The 13402-nt window shown below is 39.0% G+C and carries 11 protein-coding genes and 1 pseudogene; 7 read left to right on the top strand and 5 right to left on the bottom strand.

Annotated elements, in window-relative coordinates:
• Positions 1-1065: pseudogene (locus tag KFO35_RS14095) on the top strand (type IV secretory system conjugative DNA transfer family protein); the annotation flags it as partial.
• Positions 1066-1687: 622 nt separating this feature from the next.
• Here KFO35_RS14095 and menA read toward each other — a convergent pair.
• The 3 genes from menA to pplA form a co-directional block, all read right to left on the bottom strand.
• Positions 1688-2641, bottom strand: a complete 954-nt coding sequence (menA, locus tag KFO35_RS01855) for a 1,4-dihydroxy-2-naphthoate polyprenyltransferase (RefSeq protein ID WP_002315803.1) — start codon at positions 2639-2641, stop codon at positions 1688-1690.
• Positions 2642-2653: 12 nt separating this feature from the next.
• Positions 2654-3757 (bottom strand): FAD:protein FMN transferase, encoded by a 1104-nt coding sequence (locus KFO35_RS01850; RefSeq protein WP_025477335.1) that lies wholly within the window; start codon positions 3755-3757, stop codon positions 2654-2656.
• A gap of 89 nt (positions 3758-3846) precedes the next feature.
• Positions 3847-4782, bottom strand: coding sequence for an extracellular electron transfer flavoprotein PplA (pplA, locus tag KFO35_RS01845; protein WP_002307821.1), 936 nt, complete (start codon positions 4780-4782; stop codon positions 3847-3849).
• A gap of 301 nt (positions 4783-5083) precedes the next feature.
• On the opposite strand from pplA, the gene KFO35_RS01840 reads away from it, so the two are divergent.
• The 4 genes from KFO35_RS01840 (at position 5084) to KFO35_RS01825 (ending at position 9478) form a co-directional block, all read left to right on the top strand.
• Positions 5084-7018, top strand: a complete 1935-nt coding sequence (locus tag KFO35_RS01840; protein ID WP_002315805.1) for an NAD(P)/FAD-dependent oxidoreductase — start codon at positions 5084-5086, stop codon at positions 7016-7018.
• 454 nt (positions 7019-7472) lie between these two features.
• Positions 7473-7889 (top strand): NusG domain II-containing protein, encoded by a 417-nt coding sequence (locus KFO35_RS01835; protein ID WP_002315806.1) that lies wholly within the window; start codon positions 7473-7475, stop codon positions 7887-7889.
• Positions 7890-7902: 13 nt separating this feature from the next.
• Positions 7903-8469, top strand: a complete 567-nt coding sequence (locus KFO35_RS01830; protein WP_042957083.1) for a Gx transporter family protein — start codon at positions 7903-7905, stop codon at positions 8467-8469.
• A gap of 22 nt (positions 8470-8491) precedes the next feature.
• Positions 8492-9478 carry a polyprenyl synthetase family protein gene (locus KFO35_RS01825; RefSeq protein ID WP_156272050.1) on the top strand — a complete coding sequence of 329 codons (987 nt, stop codon included), beginning with the start codon at positions 8492-8494 and terminating at the stop codon, positions 9476-9478.
• 153 nt (positions 9479-9631) lie between these two features.
• On the opposite strand, the gene scm is transcribed toward KFO35_RS01825, so the two are convergent.
• Positions 9632-11668 (bottom strand): collagen-binding MSCRAMM adhesin Scm, encoded by a 2037-nt coding sequence (gene scm / locus KFO35_RS01820; protein WP_156272048.1) that lies wholly within the window; start codon positions 11666-11668, stop codon positions 9632-9634.
• A 284-nt stretch (positions 11669-11952) separates the two neighbouring features.
• On the opposite strand from scm, the gene KFO35_RS01815 reads away from it, so the two are divergent.
• Positions 11953-12477: a mycothiol transferase gene (locus KFO35_RS01815; protein ID WP_002315810.1), complete on the top strand. Its 525-nt coding sequence runs from the start codon at positions 11953-11955 to the stop codon at positions 12475-12477.
• On the opposite strand, the gene KFO35_RS01810 is transcribed toward KFO35_RS01815, so the two are convergent.
• Complete coding sequence (locus tag KFO35_RS01810; RefSeq protein WP_154017557.1) at positions 12457-12624, bottom strand: hypothetical protein; 168 nt, start codon at positions 12622-12624, stop codon at positions 12457-12459. The two genes, KFO35_RS01815 and KFO35_RS01810, sit on opposite strands and share 21 nt — an antisense overlap.
• A 381-nt stretch (positions 12625-13005) precedes the next feature.
• Between KFO35_RS01810 and KFO35_RS01805 the strand changes: the two genes are divergently transcribed.
• Positions 13006-13401, top strand: coding sequence for a hypothetical protein (locus tag KFO35_RS01805; RefSeq protein WP_231401893.1), 396 nt, complete (start codon positions 13006-13008; stop codon positions 13399-13401).
• Position 13402 lies beyond the last annotated feature (1 nt).

Here is a 13402-nt window from a genome sequence, read left to right as displayed (position 1 = left end):
GTGAAAAATTCACGCTTTATAATTTTTAGCCTCCATCTATTGGTCTTTAGCATACTTTTTTATTTTGGAAATCGGATCGTCTTTCTGTTCTTAAGTGAAGGATTTGCTTCATTGGAGCTAGCAGATAGGATCATGGAAGCAATCAATCAGAGCTTTGCAGAAATAGCGGAATTCGCCATCCATATCGAATTCGCACAAATGTCATTACTGTCAGGCTTTGTGTTTGGGATTGCTTATATATTGCTCGTTTTATATAAGACATTTGATAGTAAAAATACCAGACCAAACGAAGAATATGGAAGCGCGCGATGGGGGAAGCCTGGAGATATCAGACCATTTATCGATAAAAAGAAAGACTTCAATATCTTATTGACGAAAACAGAAAGTCTGTCTTTATCTGGTCGAATGAAGATCACAAAAAGAGACAACTTCAACCGTAATAAAAATATCGTCGTGGTAGGAGGAGCCGGAAGTGGTAAAACGCGGTTCTTTGTAAAACCTAATCTGATGCAGATGCATTCTTCCTATGTTGTCAGTGACTCCAAAGGATTGTTGTTGATGGAGACAGGAAAAATGTTTGAAGAAGCGGGGTATAAGATCAAGATTTTTGATTTGATCAACCGGAAAGCAACCGACTACTATAATCCTTTCAAATATCTCAGAAATGAAGATGATATCTTAAAGATCATTAACAACTTGATCAAGAATACAACTGATCCGGATAAAAAAGGTGGAGATGGATTCTGGGAAAAAGCAGAGACGGCTTTGCTGATGGCCATTTTTAGTTATCTGATCCAAGAGGTCGTGGAGGAAGATCGTACATTAGGAAGTGTGATCGAATTAGTCCGATTAGCTGATATTGATGAAGACGTACCAAACTTTGTTTGTGAAGACTGGCAATCAATATACAAAGAACTGATTAAGGGACAAAAAGAAATACAGAAGGAAGGGGTAGCTCTAGAAAATCCTGAGTATAGAAACGAATTTAAAAAAGCTTTTCAATCTAACGAATATAAAAATGGAATGTCGATTTATAATCAATCTGTAAAGCTAATTAAAGATTATCAGAACAATTTGATTGATTATGGAAAAATTTGTCATCAAATGCATGATCTTGAGCAACAAATATATGGAAAAAGAAAAGAAATCAAGGATAAACCAAGTTATATAAAAAGCAGTAAAACATTTAAACGGTTGAACTATAAAGAAGGATTTGCTGTAAAAGCTTTAAAAAACAGTTATAAAAAATTTTACCCTAACGAAGTATCATCTGTTATCAGTACGATCAAAGATCTTGCTGATACTGCAAATGTCAAGTTACACCTTCGCAATGAACAAGAAATGTCTCAAGCGTTGAACAATTTATTGCCAGCTGTGCGTAGAAAAGGAGAGATTAATAAACAAAATCCAAACTTAGGAAATATAGTAGAACAAGCGCGTAAAAATGCTGAGTCTATGAGAAATTCATCAGTTCAAAAAAGTCCTCATCAAGTTCGCTGATATGAATCAAAAAAATAAGGGGCTGTGACAAAAGTCTTGTCACAGCCCTTATTTCCGAATAAACGGTGTTCCAGAAGTAGCTTCTTCGGAAATAAGCCAAAATTTCACAAAAATTTGAGAAGCAATTTTCGTAAACTCCTTCTTATTTCTTGAAGCTGACTACTTCTGTCACAACCTCTTCAAGTCGTTAAATGGCTTGTACAACGATCGTTAGTAATAAACCCAATACATAGCTAGCATTGAATAAGACCATATTTTTGATGGAATAGCTGAAACTGATAGGTTGGGGTAATGTTTGCTTGAATTGATCTAAATGCTTCTTCACAATTGGAAAAGTCAAGAAGGTGACTAAGATCGGCCATTCATAGATACCACTCAACAATCCCATCAAAATCACAAAATAGCAAGCATACATCAATAGCTGGAATAAGACTGTTCCTGCTGGGCGTCCGATATAAAAAACCAGTGTATAGCGATGATTTTCAATATCGCGGTCAAGATCTCGCAAATTATTAGCTAACATGATATTGGCAATCGTAAACACCAGGGGTAAAGAGGCTAAGACAATTGCTGCTATAGCCCAAAGGTTTCCTACCAAAGCAAATTGCCCGGATGAAAAGTTGATCGTCAGATCATAGACATCCGAACCGAATGTATTGACATAAACGACCATGGCAAAAATCCCAAGTCCCATAGTCACCCCGCTGAAGATTTCCCCTAAAGGCATTCGAGACAAGGGAATGGGACCGAATGTATAGAATACTCCGATAAAACAACAGATAAATCCCATCAAAAGCAAAAGCCAACCCGTATTTATCGTTAAAATAATGCCAATAACAAAAACAAATGCGATCATCGCTAAAATCATGTTTCGGATCAATACAGGGGATAGATTTCTGCGACCAATGACGTTTTCTTCATACTTATATACTTCAGAATGAGCTTTTTCATAATCCATGTAATTATTGATCGCGGTAGTCGCTAAATCAAAAACTAGCATCCCAATAAAAAATAAAAAAGTGTTTAGCCAATGTATCTCGTGAAAAAAAGCGATAGAGAATAATACCCCTACCGCAAAAGGAAATACACTAGCCACCTTTGTTCGTATTTCAACTACTTCTAAAAAGATTTTTAGTGTCATGGTTCGTGCTCCTTATTTTAATTCAGAACGGTCACCCATCGTGTAATGGGAATCCTCAGATAATTTGAAAGTGTCTTTAATTGGATCGGTCACATATACTTTATCATCTTTCGTTACGAAGATTGCTTCCGTCCCATTGTTCAATTCGCTTTCGACATATTCCAGACCTTTTTTCACACCCATTGAAAAGACTGCTGTAGACAGACCATCACCATCGATCGATTTATCTGTTATGATCGTGACACTTGCGATATCGTTGTCGAACGGGTAACCCGTTTTTGGATCGAACAAATGATGGTATTTTTTGCCATCTACTTCTAAATAGCGCTCGTAAATTCCAGAAGTAACTAACGTTTTGTTCCGTTCTTTGATAGAACCTAGAACAGAGCCACGAGCCATATTTGGATCTTGGATGCCAACTGTCCAGTCTTGATTTTCGCCTCTTGGGCTGTGTCCTAAGACATAGACATTCCCACCTAAGTCAACGATAGCAGTAGTCACACCTTGTTTTTTCAAGACTTTTACTACTTCGTCCGTAATGTAGCCTTTGGCGATTGCACCTAAGTCGATGATCATCCCTTTTTCTTTTAGATAGACCGTTTTTTCTTTGTCATTTAGTTCGATCTTATGATAATCCACTAATTTCAATGCCTGATCGATTTCTTCTTGTGAAGGTTTTCTGGCGTCATCAAAACCGATTCGCCATAATTGAGTGATCGCACCAATTGCCATATCGAATCCGCCTTGAGAATCTTGGCTGTATTCATAGGCTCGTTTTACTAACGTGTAGACGTCGTCAGAAACTTTTACTGGTTTGATACCAGCTTGTTCATTCACTTCATCGATCTCGGAACCTTTTTGATTGATCGTGATTTTATCACCAAGTTCTTTTACTCGATCAAAGGCAGGTTTCAATGCTGATTCTTTGCCTTCATCATACACACGGATACGAACGTAAGTCCCTAACAAGAACTGTTCATCAGAGTACGGATCTTTTAAGATCTTGGTAGATGCTGAACTTTCAGTGGTTGTATTTTTTGTTGAGTTAGTGCAGCCAGTTAGCATCATAAAAGAGATGCTCAGTGTGATTAAGGAAAATAGTAGTTTTTTCCGCATTGTTTTCCTCTCTTCATTTTGAAAGGTGAGACGACTGCCTAACCTGGCTATCGTCCCACCCTCCAACTTTTATTCGTATGATTATGTGATTATTTTTCTGTTACGATATTATCTACTTCGATTGTTTGAGTGTCGCCTTTTTCAGCTGCATTCACTAATTGTTGTGCGTACATGATGAATGAATGTGAGCTGTGTGTAGCACCTGTAACAACTTCTACATCAGCTGGTGAGCCGTCTTCTTCACCCATTGCTTTGACGAATTCATCGTTAAGAGTAGGGATGTAAGTTTTTGGTTCTGTCCCGCTTTTGGCTTTCATGTTTTCATTGTATTCTGTATCATCTTGTTTTGATTTACCGTCTTTGTCGATATAATCAAAGTTTGATTCAGTTACTTTGCCGCCAGCAACTGTCATTTCGAATTGCACACGGTAGCCGTTAGAGTAGTTCTTTTCTTCTAGCTTGTAAGTGCCGTCTTTCAAATCAGCACCATTGTCGATTTCGATTGTATCTGTGTTACCAGCTTGAGCAGCTTGGATCAATTGTTGTGCGTAGTTTTGGAAGCTTTCAGATGAGTGAGTAGCTCCAGTTACGACTTCCACACCGCTTGCGCTTTGTGCTTTTAAGAATTGGTCATTCAACTCAGGAATGTATTTTTCTGGATTTGTGCCAGATTTAGCTTCCATGTTTTTGTTGTATTCTGCATCTTTTGTTTTAGATTCGCCGTTTTCATTGACGTTATCATATTTTGATTCAGTGATTTTGCCGTCTTTTACAACCATTTCAAAGACTGCGCGGTAACCATTTGAATAATTTTTTTCTTCTAATTTATATGTGCCGTCTTGCAAGTCTCCGCCAGCAACAACTTTTGCAGATGATTCTGTTGTGCTTTTTGCAGTCGAAGATTGTGCTGTAGATGATTCAGAAGAAGAATTTGAACTTCCGTTGTCATCTGCGCCGCAAGCGCCTAACACTAGAGCTGAAAATGCTAACACGGCAAATCCAGTTACAAAACGTTTTTTCTTCATTTTAATACCCCACCATTCCATTTTTAGTCCACAATTTTTCTTTGTGATTCATTATACATTCTAATCTTTTTAGCCTATAAGTCAACTATTTTCGATAAATAACCCATGTAATATTTCAAACGTTTTCTTTCAGCAAATTTCGTGAAAAAACGCTTTATTTTAAAATTTGAAAAAAATCCAAAAGGAGTTAGACAAAAGAACAGAACATCTATATAATATATGGAGATTGTGTAATAAGTATCAAACTAAAAGAATTATCATATATTCATTATATAGATAGTCTATAAGGAGCGGATGATCAATGGCAAAGCAAAATATTGTCGTTGTAGGAGCAGGATATGCCGGTGTTTCAGCTACAAAATACTTGGCAAAGAAACTGAAAAAAGAAGATGTAGCAATTACTCTGATCGATCGTCATTCGTACCATACTATGATGACCGAGTTGCATGAAGTAGCTGGCGGACGTGTAGAACCAGAAGCAATCCAATACGATCTGCAGCATTTGTTTGCTCGTCAAAAGAATGTACAGCTTGTCACAGACACTGTAGTCGGTATCGATAAAGAACAGAAAATCGTCAAGACCAAATTAGGTTCCTATCCTTTTGATCAGCTGATCCTTGGAATGGGCGGAGAGCCGAATGACTTTGGTACACCTGGTGTCAAAGCACACGGATTCACTCTTTGGTCATTTGAAGACTCTGTAAGGATTCGTGAACATATTGAGAAAACAGTAGCAAAAGCTGCATTGGAACCAAATGATGAGTTGCGTAAAGCCATGCTGACTTTCGTTGTCTGTGGTTCTGGGTTTACCGGTATTGAAATGATTGGGGAACTGATCGACTGGAAAAATCGCTTAGCCAAAGATTATAAGTTAGATCCAAACGAGATCACACTAATGGTCGTAGAGGCAATGCCGACGATCTTGAATATGTTAGACCGAAATGATGCTGCAAAAGCTGAACGCTATTTGCGTAAGCACAATGTAGAATTATTATTGAACGCACCAATCGTAGAAGTGGCTGCGGATCATATCAAGCTGAAGGACGGACGCAACATTCCGACCCACACACTGATTTGGACAGCTGGTGTTAAAGGAACTTCTGACGCTGCTGACTTTGGATTAGAAGCAGCACGGGGACAGCGGTTGATCGCCAATGAATACATGCAGGCAAAAGGCTACGAAGATAAAAACATCTATATCATCGGTGATTTAGTCTTTTATGAAGAGTTTCCAGGAACACCGACACCGCAAATCGTCCAAGCTGCTGAACAAACAGGACACACAGCCGCAGCGAATATCGTGGCTTCGATCAAAGGCGGAGAAAAGCATAAATTTAAAGGAAACTATCAAGGATTTATGGTTTCTATTGGTGCTAAATGGGGGGTAGCTAACCTATTTGATAAGATTCATCTAAGTGGATTTTTAGCTATCGTAATGAAACATATCGTGAATTTGAAATACTTCTTTGATATTCGTTCTGGTTATTACATGTTCCAATATTTAATGCATGAGTTTTTCCATATCAAAGACGATCGCAACGTGACTCGAGGACATTCTTCTCGTTACGGCAACGTTTTATGGAGTGTGCCACTTCGTATTTTCTATGGTTTAGTTTGGTTCGTTGAAGCTTCTAAAAAAATCATTGGGAATGGTGAAGTGTTCAAACCAAGTACTTGGTTTGGTGAAGGATCATGGTTCACTGGAAACAGCGTATTCCCTTGGACATGGGAATATAACGTAACAGATGTTGCCAGTGGTGCTTCTGCTGCTGGAGACGCAACGACAGCTGCTAGCGGAGCAGGGGCAAGTGCCGGAGAAGCAGCGACTCATGCTGCACATTTCGGTTTGAGTTATGCATACGGAGAAGAACCAATGGCTGTGATTGAGAAGTCACCAGACTGGTTCACAAAGATCATGCAAGTGATCATGCCAAATAATGATGTAGCAATGTTCTTCCAGAAATTCATGGTATTCTTTGAAATTGCCTTGGCATTAGCATTGATTGCTGGATTATTCACATGGCTATGCAGTGCGACAACGATCGTATTAGTGATCACGTTCTGTTTATCAGGTATGTTTTACTGGGTAAACATTTGGTTCATTTTTGTTGCTTTCGCATTGATGAACGGTTCCGGTCGTGCGATTGGTTTGGATCGCTGGGTGATTCCATGGCTACAACGTACACTAGGCAATTGGTGGTACGGTAGACCAAGTGCCCAATACGGCAAGAAATAAATAGATAAAAATAAATGAACAACGTTACTTGAATGCAAGATTTCAATAGAAAGGGGCTGAGGCAAACCGTCGCAGCCTCCTTTTTATGTAAAATAAAGGAATAAGATGCCCGAGATAAGCCTCCACGCTTAAAGCAAGACGCAGGTGTCACAACCTCTGATAAACGGTATTCCAGAAGTAGCTTCTTCGGAAATAAGACGAAATTTCACAAAAATTTGAGAAGCAATTTTCATAAATTCCTTCTTATTTCTTGAAGCTGCCCACTTCTGTCACAACCTCTTGATATAAACGGTGTTCCACCTGCTGCTTTTCGGTAATAAGTCCAAAGAATCAGAAAACATGGAAAGCTGTTTCCTACTCTTCGTTCTTATTACTCAAAGCAAGTCACAGGTGTCACAACCTCTTGTTTTTATGCTAAAATTGGGTGAGTTAATCTGGAAAAAGGAGAACAAAAATGAGCCTTAAAGAATTTGCTGAAAAAAGTCTGCTCAAACCTTGGGATGTTTTTATAATTTTTCTTTTGACTGTTCTTTCTTTTTTACCAGTCATGATTTTTGGTCTTCAGCAAAACACCGCAACAGCAGAAAAAGAAGCGGTACTGCGTGTGGATGGCACAGAAATCAAAACATTCCCTTTGATGGCTGGAGAAAAGAGCTACACATATACTTACAAAGATAAACACGGAGATTATAACTTAATCGAGATAGATGGCGATCGAGTACGGATAAAAGAAGCAGATTGCGATGACCAGATCTGCGTACGTCGAGGCTGGGCAACGAAAAATGGCGAAACCATTGTTTGTTTACCACATAAATTAGTGATCGAGGTCCGATCAACAGATGGGGGTGACGAAGACAGTCTGATTTATTAGACCTTCACACACCATGAGCAAATTACAAAAAATGATTTATATTTCGCTACTTGTTGCACAAGGAGTGATCATTGGCTTACTGGAAAATATGATCCCTTATCCTTTTGCTTTTGCGCCTGGGGCAAAACTGGGATTAGCCAACCTGATCACGATCGTTGCGATTTTTACCATGAAAAAAAGGGACAGCTTCTTGTTATTGTGGCTGCGACTATTTCTGACTACCTTGCTAGGTGGAACGATTTCTACGTTCCTTTATAGTATGAGCGGTGCGCTGCTTAGTTATTTTGGGATGTTATTGGTCAAGCAATTAGGTCCCAAACGTGTCAGTATCATCGGAATCAGTGCGGCCGGCGGGTTCATGCATAATGTCGGTCAGCTTTTGATGGCCTCTTTCATTGCGCAATCATGGACAGTCATGCTGTACTTGCCAGTCCTTTCCGTTTTAGGAATCTTGTCAGGAATCGCTATCGGGATCGCGGCGAATTATCTTTTACGACATGTGCAGACACTGCAACGATTCCAAAAAGATTATGAGCAGGGAACCAAACAACAATGGAGCCCGATGTTTACTAAAAAATAATCGTCACACAAGGAGTTTTTTTATGAAGCTACATCCAATGTGGGAAAACTATCCTGCTTTAAGTAAAGAATTGACAGAAACACTAAAACGGATGGAAGAAACTGTCCGTCTGAAAAACAAACCTGTCGAACAAGCAATCAAAGAAACGATCCATGCCGGCGGAAAACTGTTGCGACCTGCCTATCAGCTACTGTTCTCACAATTTGGACCAGAGCAAGACCGGGACAAAGCCATCGCTTTGGCAGCTTCCATCGAAATGCTCCATACGGCCACACTGATTCATGATGATATCGTTGATGAAGCAGATCTGCGGCGTGGTCAGCCTAATATCCGTAGTCAGTTTGGGAATGTCGTTTCTGTCTATGCAGGAGATTATTTATTCGTCTGCTGTTTTAAACTATTGTCTGATTACTCGACTTCCCTGAAAAGTCTTCAATTGAATTCTCGCAGTATGGAAAAAGTATTGAATGGCGAATTAGGGCAGATGGATGATCGCTATAATTATGAACTTTCTGTAAAAGAATATTTGGAGAATATCTCAGGTAAGACAGCTGAATTGTTCCAACTAAGTTGTTCTGTTGGCGCTTTTGAAAGTGGAACAAGCGAGCGTTTCGCAAAAAAAGCAGGAGATATCGGACTTTCTATCGGGATGGCCTTCCAGATTATCGATGATATTTTGGATTATACAAAAGAGAGTCAGGAAATCGGGAAACCTGTACTAGAAGACATGCGTCAAGGAGTCTATTCTTTGCCATTGATCTATTCTTTGCAAAAAAACAAACAGACTTTACTGCCTTATTTAGAGAAGAAAACGGAAATGACAGAAAAAGATGTTGAAGCCGTACGCAAAATCGTTGAACGTACAGGAGGTGTGGGAGAAGCCAAGAAATTAGCAGCAGCCTACACCGAAAGGGCGTTGAAAGAAATTAAGAAATTACCTGACACCTCTCTTCGAACGAGAGAAAATCTTTTTTCCCTTACTCAATTGATTCTAGACCGCAAAGACTGAATAGAATTTGGTGCAACACGTGGATAAATTCCTAAGGATGAAATCTGCGTGTTTTGGATCACTTGAAATGGATTTTTTGATGTTAACAAGCAAAAATAAAGAGCAACGTCGCTAACTGACGTTGCCCTTTATTTTTTATCTCGGATCATTTTTTTATCTTTTCGACTTCTTATGACTCATGAAAGTGATTCTTAAACCGATTACAAGTAATATAACGCCTGCGACTGTTATCCAATTATTTGATTGACTTCCAGTTTTAGGAAGTACTTTTTTTGATTTGTTTAAATGATCATCGCTTGTTTTATTAGTTAAGTTGACGTTCGTCTTGTTATCCGAACTTGTTCTTGGGAAAGAGACACTTGCATGACGACTATCACTTGTGATAAATGTTGTATCTGCCGTATCGGTACTGTCACTTATTGTTCGAGTAGTATCTGAGCTATCGCTTGTAGTCGTTGTACCTGTACCATCACTTGATGTGGTAGTTGTCGTATCGGTACTGTCACTTGAAGTGGTAGTAGAATCCGTGCTATCGCTTGTAGTCGTTGTATCAGTACTATCACTTGTTGTTCGAGTTGTATCCGTGCTATCACTTGAAGTTGTTGTGTCAGTACTATTACTTGTGGTAGTTGGATCTGTGCTATCGCTTGAAGCAGTTGTGTCGGTACTATCGCTTGTAGTCGTTGTATCTGTGCTATCGCTTGTAGTCGTTGTATCAGTACTATCACTTGTTGTTCGAGTTGTATCCGTGCTATCACTTGAAGTTGTTGTGTCAGTACTATTACTTGTGGTAGTTGTATCTGTGCTATCGCTTGAAGCAGTTGTGTCGGTACTATCGCTTGTAGTCGTTGTATCTGTGCTATCACTTGAAGCTGTTGTATCAGTACTATCGGTTGTAGTCGTTGTGTCGGTACTATCACTTGTGGTAGTAGTATCTGTGCTATCGGTTGTAGTCGTTGTGTCAGTACTATCACTTGTGGACGTTGTATCCGAGCTATCGCTTGTAGTTGTTGTGTCGGTACTATCACTTGTTGTAGTTGTATCTGTGCTGTCACTTGTAGTCGTTGTGTCAGTACTATCACTTGTGGACGTTGTATCCGAGCTATCACTTGAAGTCGTTGTGTCAGTACTATCACTTGTGGACGTTGTATCTGTGCTATCACTTGTGGTCGTGGTATCTGTACCGCCTGTACCATTGTCGCTGATAAATATTTCGTTAGGATCCCAACGATTGGTAGCCGCATCTAAAATCACATTTGTCCCTATAATCGTTCCGTCTTGGTTTTGAGTAATGTGAATAGTGGCATTAGGCGCAAGGATCGTACCCTGAAAAGGAGCACTGATTGTCAAATCAGTCATCTCATTTCCGAAATTCCAAGAGATATTCGCATCCGAAAAATCTTCTGTTTCATGATTGGAACGATCATTGTATTTGATTGGTGACTGTACGTTCAATGCAGAAGAACTGTTGATGACATTAAATACGACTACTTGATCACTTGGATTAATGATTTGAAGTGGCGTATTCATCGTTAACACTTCTGCGTCGATATTTACCAATAAAAATCCAGAATCTGATAAACCAGTCAAGTCAATGGTTCGATTATTCATGTCTGGAAAATCCGCAGCAGTATATGTTTTAACTGGAGTGGCAGTTGCAAGGTCATTTGCTGCTACATTCAATCTAGCAAACTCTTGCTCGAAATCAATATATTCGTTTCCATCACGATCTTTATAGAAATCATCTGGAGTTAAGTGATCAAGCCTTGCTCCATTAACCGTAGGACGTCCATCTTGTAATGCTACATCCACATTACTACCAACGACAAATTTATTTACTCTTGTGTCGCCAGTAGGGATTCCAGAAGAATTAATGAAAGAATCAGTTTTTTGTATATAATTGATCTCTTGGTTCAATAAGCCTTCATGAAGCTCTGTCCCAAAATTATTATTTGCATCCAGTTCATGTGTTGCTATATTTCCGTCTGTATGGGCATTAACCGTTGTCTTGTTTTTGGCAAATACATGGAATTGACTAGCAATTCCCAGCAAACCATAATTACCAGTTAAATCATTATAAACATTCCCAGGATCTTTAGGAATATATGTTTCCGCTGAAACAGCCACACCATACGAAAAGATGTTGAACAATAAAGCAGCTAATACTAATAAACTTACCCTTTTTTTCATCTTTTCCCTTCCTTTCATTTCAAACATTTTCCTATTATACTCTTTTTTTCCTAAGCTTAAACTGTTCGTTTAAAAAATCATTATTTATTTAAACAATATTAATGAATCATTCATTTTGTTGATTTTTGTTCAAGTGGAAAATAGAGAATATCTTTCTCTTTCAATCTCCAAACGATCATGCTAGTGACTGGAAAGTGTAAAAAGTGAGGGGGTGTAGTAACATATAAGTAGAAATCCTAGAGTTAGGAAAAAGCAAGTAGGATAAATAAAAAGGAGGAAAACAGATGAATTATTTAGATATGTTATGCGAGAGTGTGGACCGAGCATACGAGCGATTTGAACGCTTGTTTGAAGGCGTCTCTATTGAGGAGGCCAACCGTTTTCCAGTGGAAGACAGAGCTCCGCAAATCAAATCAATGACTTGGCTGGCTTGGCATACCGCTCGAGAATTGGATTTCCAGATTGCTGATTTAGCCAGTACCTCTCCAATTTGGCACAGCCAAGATTGGGAAAGCCGGTTTCCGATGACGATAGCAGATGACGAACAAGTTTGGAAGCACAGTCTGGAACAAGCAAAACAGATCCAAGCTAATCAAGTAGAAGTCTTGCTAGGATACTTGCGGGCTGCTTCTGATTCTGCTATTTCTTATTTAAGAGGGTTAGAACCTTCCGAACTAGATGAAGTAATTGACGAGAACTGGACACCACCAGTCACACGTGGGATGCGTCTCGTTTCTATTATTGATGACGCTGCCATGCACTCTGGTCAGGTGATCTATGCGAGACGTTTATTGGGATTGAAAGACTAAGGCACTAAATAAAAAAGAACTTACGACAAAAACAAGTCGCAAGTTCTTTTTTGATTTCAGTTGATTGGCATCCACGATCTGTATAGTAGTAAGGAATGTACTAAATAGTAGTGAAGCCGTCAGTAAACGTGATTTTCTCTTTTTCATTTCAAATCCCTCCATTTTTTATTGTAATCGGTTACTATTTCGTCCTAATAAATAATCCAATAAGAAGGAAGTTTATTTCACTTTTCTGGTCATCCACATATTTCTATAAAAGGAAAAAACTGTTCTGAGGGTGTGTTCTTAGTCTGATAAAGTATTAGCAGGTAGGCAGTTTTATCGATAAAAACATTATGGAAAAACAAAAACAGAGCCATTTGTTTTTATAGAAAAAACAGAAAAGTTCTATCGATAAAAAACGGCAAAGGAGGAAGATATTCTGGTCAAACGACACAAAAAAAGATCATCGCTTCCCTAGTAGTACTGGTAGTTGCACTCGGTGGCTTTTTTGTCTATGACCATTTCTGGAAAGAGCCGGAAGTGATCATGAATTTGAATAGCGGCGATCAATCATTTATCAAGGACATGTCAGAAGAAGAGTTGCGTGATTTTCTGCAAGATCAAGCAGACGAAGATTATGTTCGGCTGAAGTTGGATACGACGATGCATTTTGATACCTCTGACAAACCTGGGTCAGTCAATATCCAAAACCCGCCCAGTAATGAATACGCCATCGAAGTGACAACTTATATCGAAGGAGAAGACGATGAAATCTACATTTCTGGAGTGATCCAGCCAGAACAATATGTAAGTGAAGGCAAACTGTTGCGTAAAGTAGCTAAAGGAACATACAAAACGATCAGTACGGTCCAATTTTTGGATTCCGAAAAGAATGTAGTCGGAACATCTTCTGTCGTTGGAAAGTTAATAGTTGAAAGTTAAC

Origin of the sequence: Enterococcus lactis (assembly GCF_015751045.1) — a bacterium.
Classification (GTDB): Bacteria; Bacillota; Bacilli; order Lactobacillales; family Enterococcaceae; genus Enterococcus_B; species Enterococcus_B lactis.
Note: the sequence above shows the minus strand (reverse complement) of the source record. Positions and strands in the feature narration are given on the sequence as shown.

Bases quoted from the DNA above. Each gene is read 5' to 3' on its own strand.
- KFO35_RS01840 (WP_002315805.1), top strand. From the start codon at position 5,084: ATGGCAAAGCAAAATATTGTCGTTGTAGGAGCAGGATATGCCGGTGTT.
- menA (WP_002315803.1), bottom strand. From the start codon at position 2,641: ATGACACTAAAAATCTTTTTAGAAGTAGTTGAAATACGAACAAAGGTG.
- KFO35_RS01805 (WP_231401893.1), top strand. From the start codon at position 13,006: ATGAATTTGAATAGCGGCGATCAATCATTTATCAAGGACATGTCAGAA.
- KFO35_RS01810 (WP_154017557.1), bottom strand. From the start codon at position 12,624: ATGAAAAAGAGAAAATCACGTTTACTGACGGCTTCACTACTATTTAGT.
- KFO35_RS01835 (WP_002315806.1), top strand. From the start codon at position 7,473: ATGAGCCTTAAAGAATTTGCTGAAAAAAGTCTGCTCAAACCTTGGGAT.
- KFO35_RS01830 (WP_042957083.1), top strand. From the start codon at position 7,903: ATGAGCAAATTACAAAAAATGATTTATATTTCGCTACTTGTTGCACAA.
- KFO35_RS01850 (WP_025477335.1), bottom strand. From the start codon at position 3,757: ATGCGGAAAAAACTACTATTTTCCTTAATCACACTGAGCATCTCTTTT.
- pplA (WP_002307821.1), bottom strand. From the start codon at position 4,782: ATGAAGAAAAAACGTTTTGTAACTGGATTTGCCGTGTTAGCATTTTCA.
- KFO35_RS01815 (WP_002315810.1), top strand. From the start codon at position 11,953: ATGAATTATTTAGATATGTTATGCGAGAGTGTGGACCGAGCATACGAG.
- scm (WP_156272048.1), bottom strand. From the start codon at position 11,668: ATGAAAAAAAGGGTAAGTTTATTAGTATTAGCTGCTTTATTGTTCAAC.
- KFO35_RS01825 (WP_156272050.1), top strand. From the start codon at position 8,492: ATGAAGCTACATCCAATGTGGGAAAACTATCCTGCTTTAAGTAAAGAA.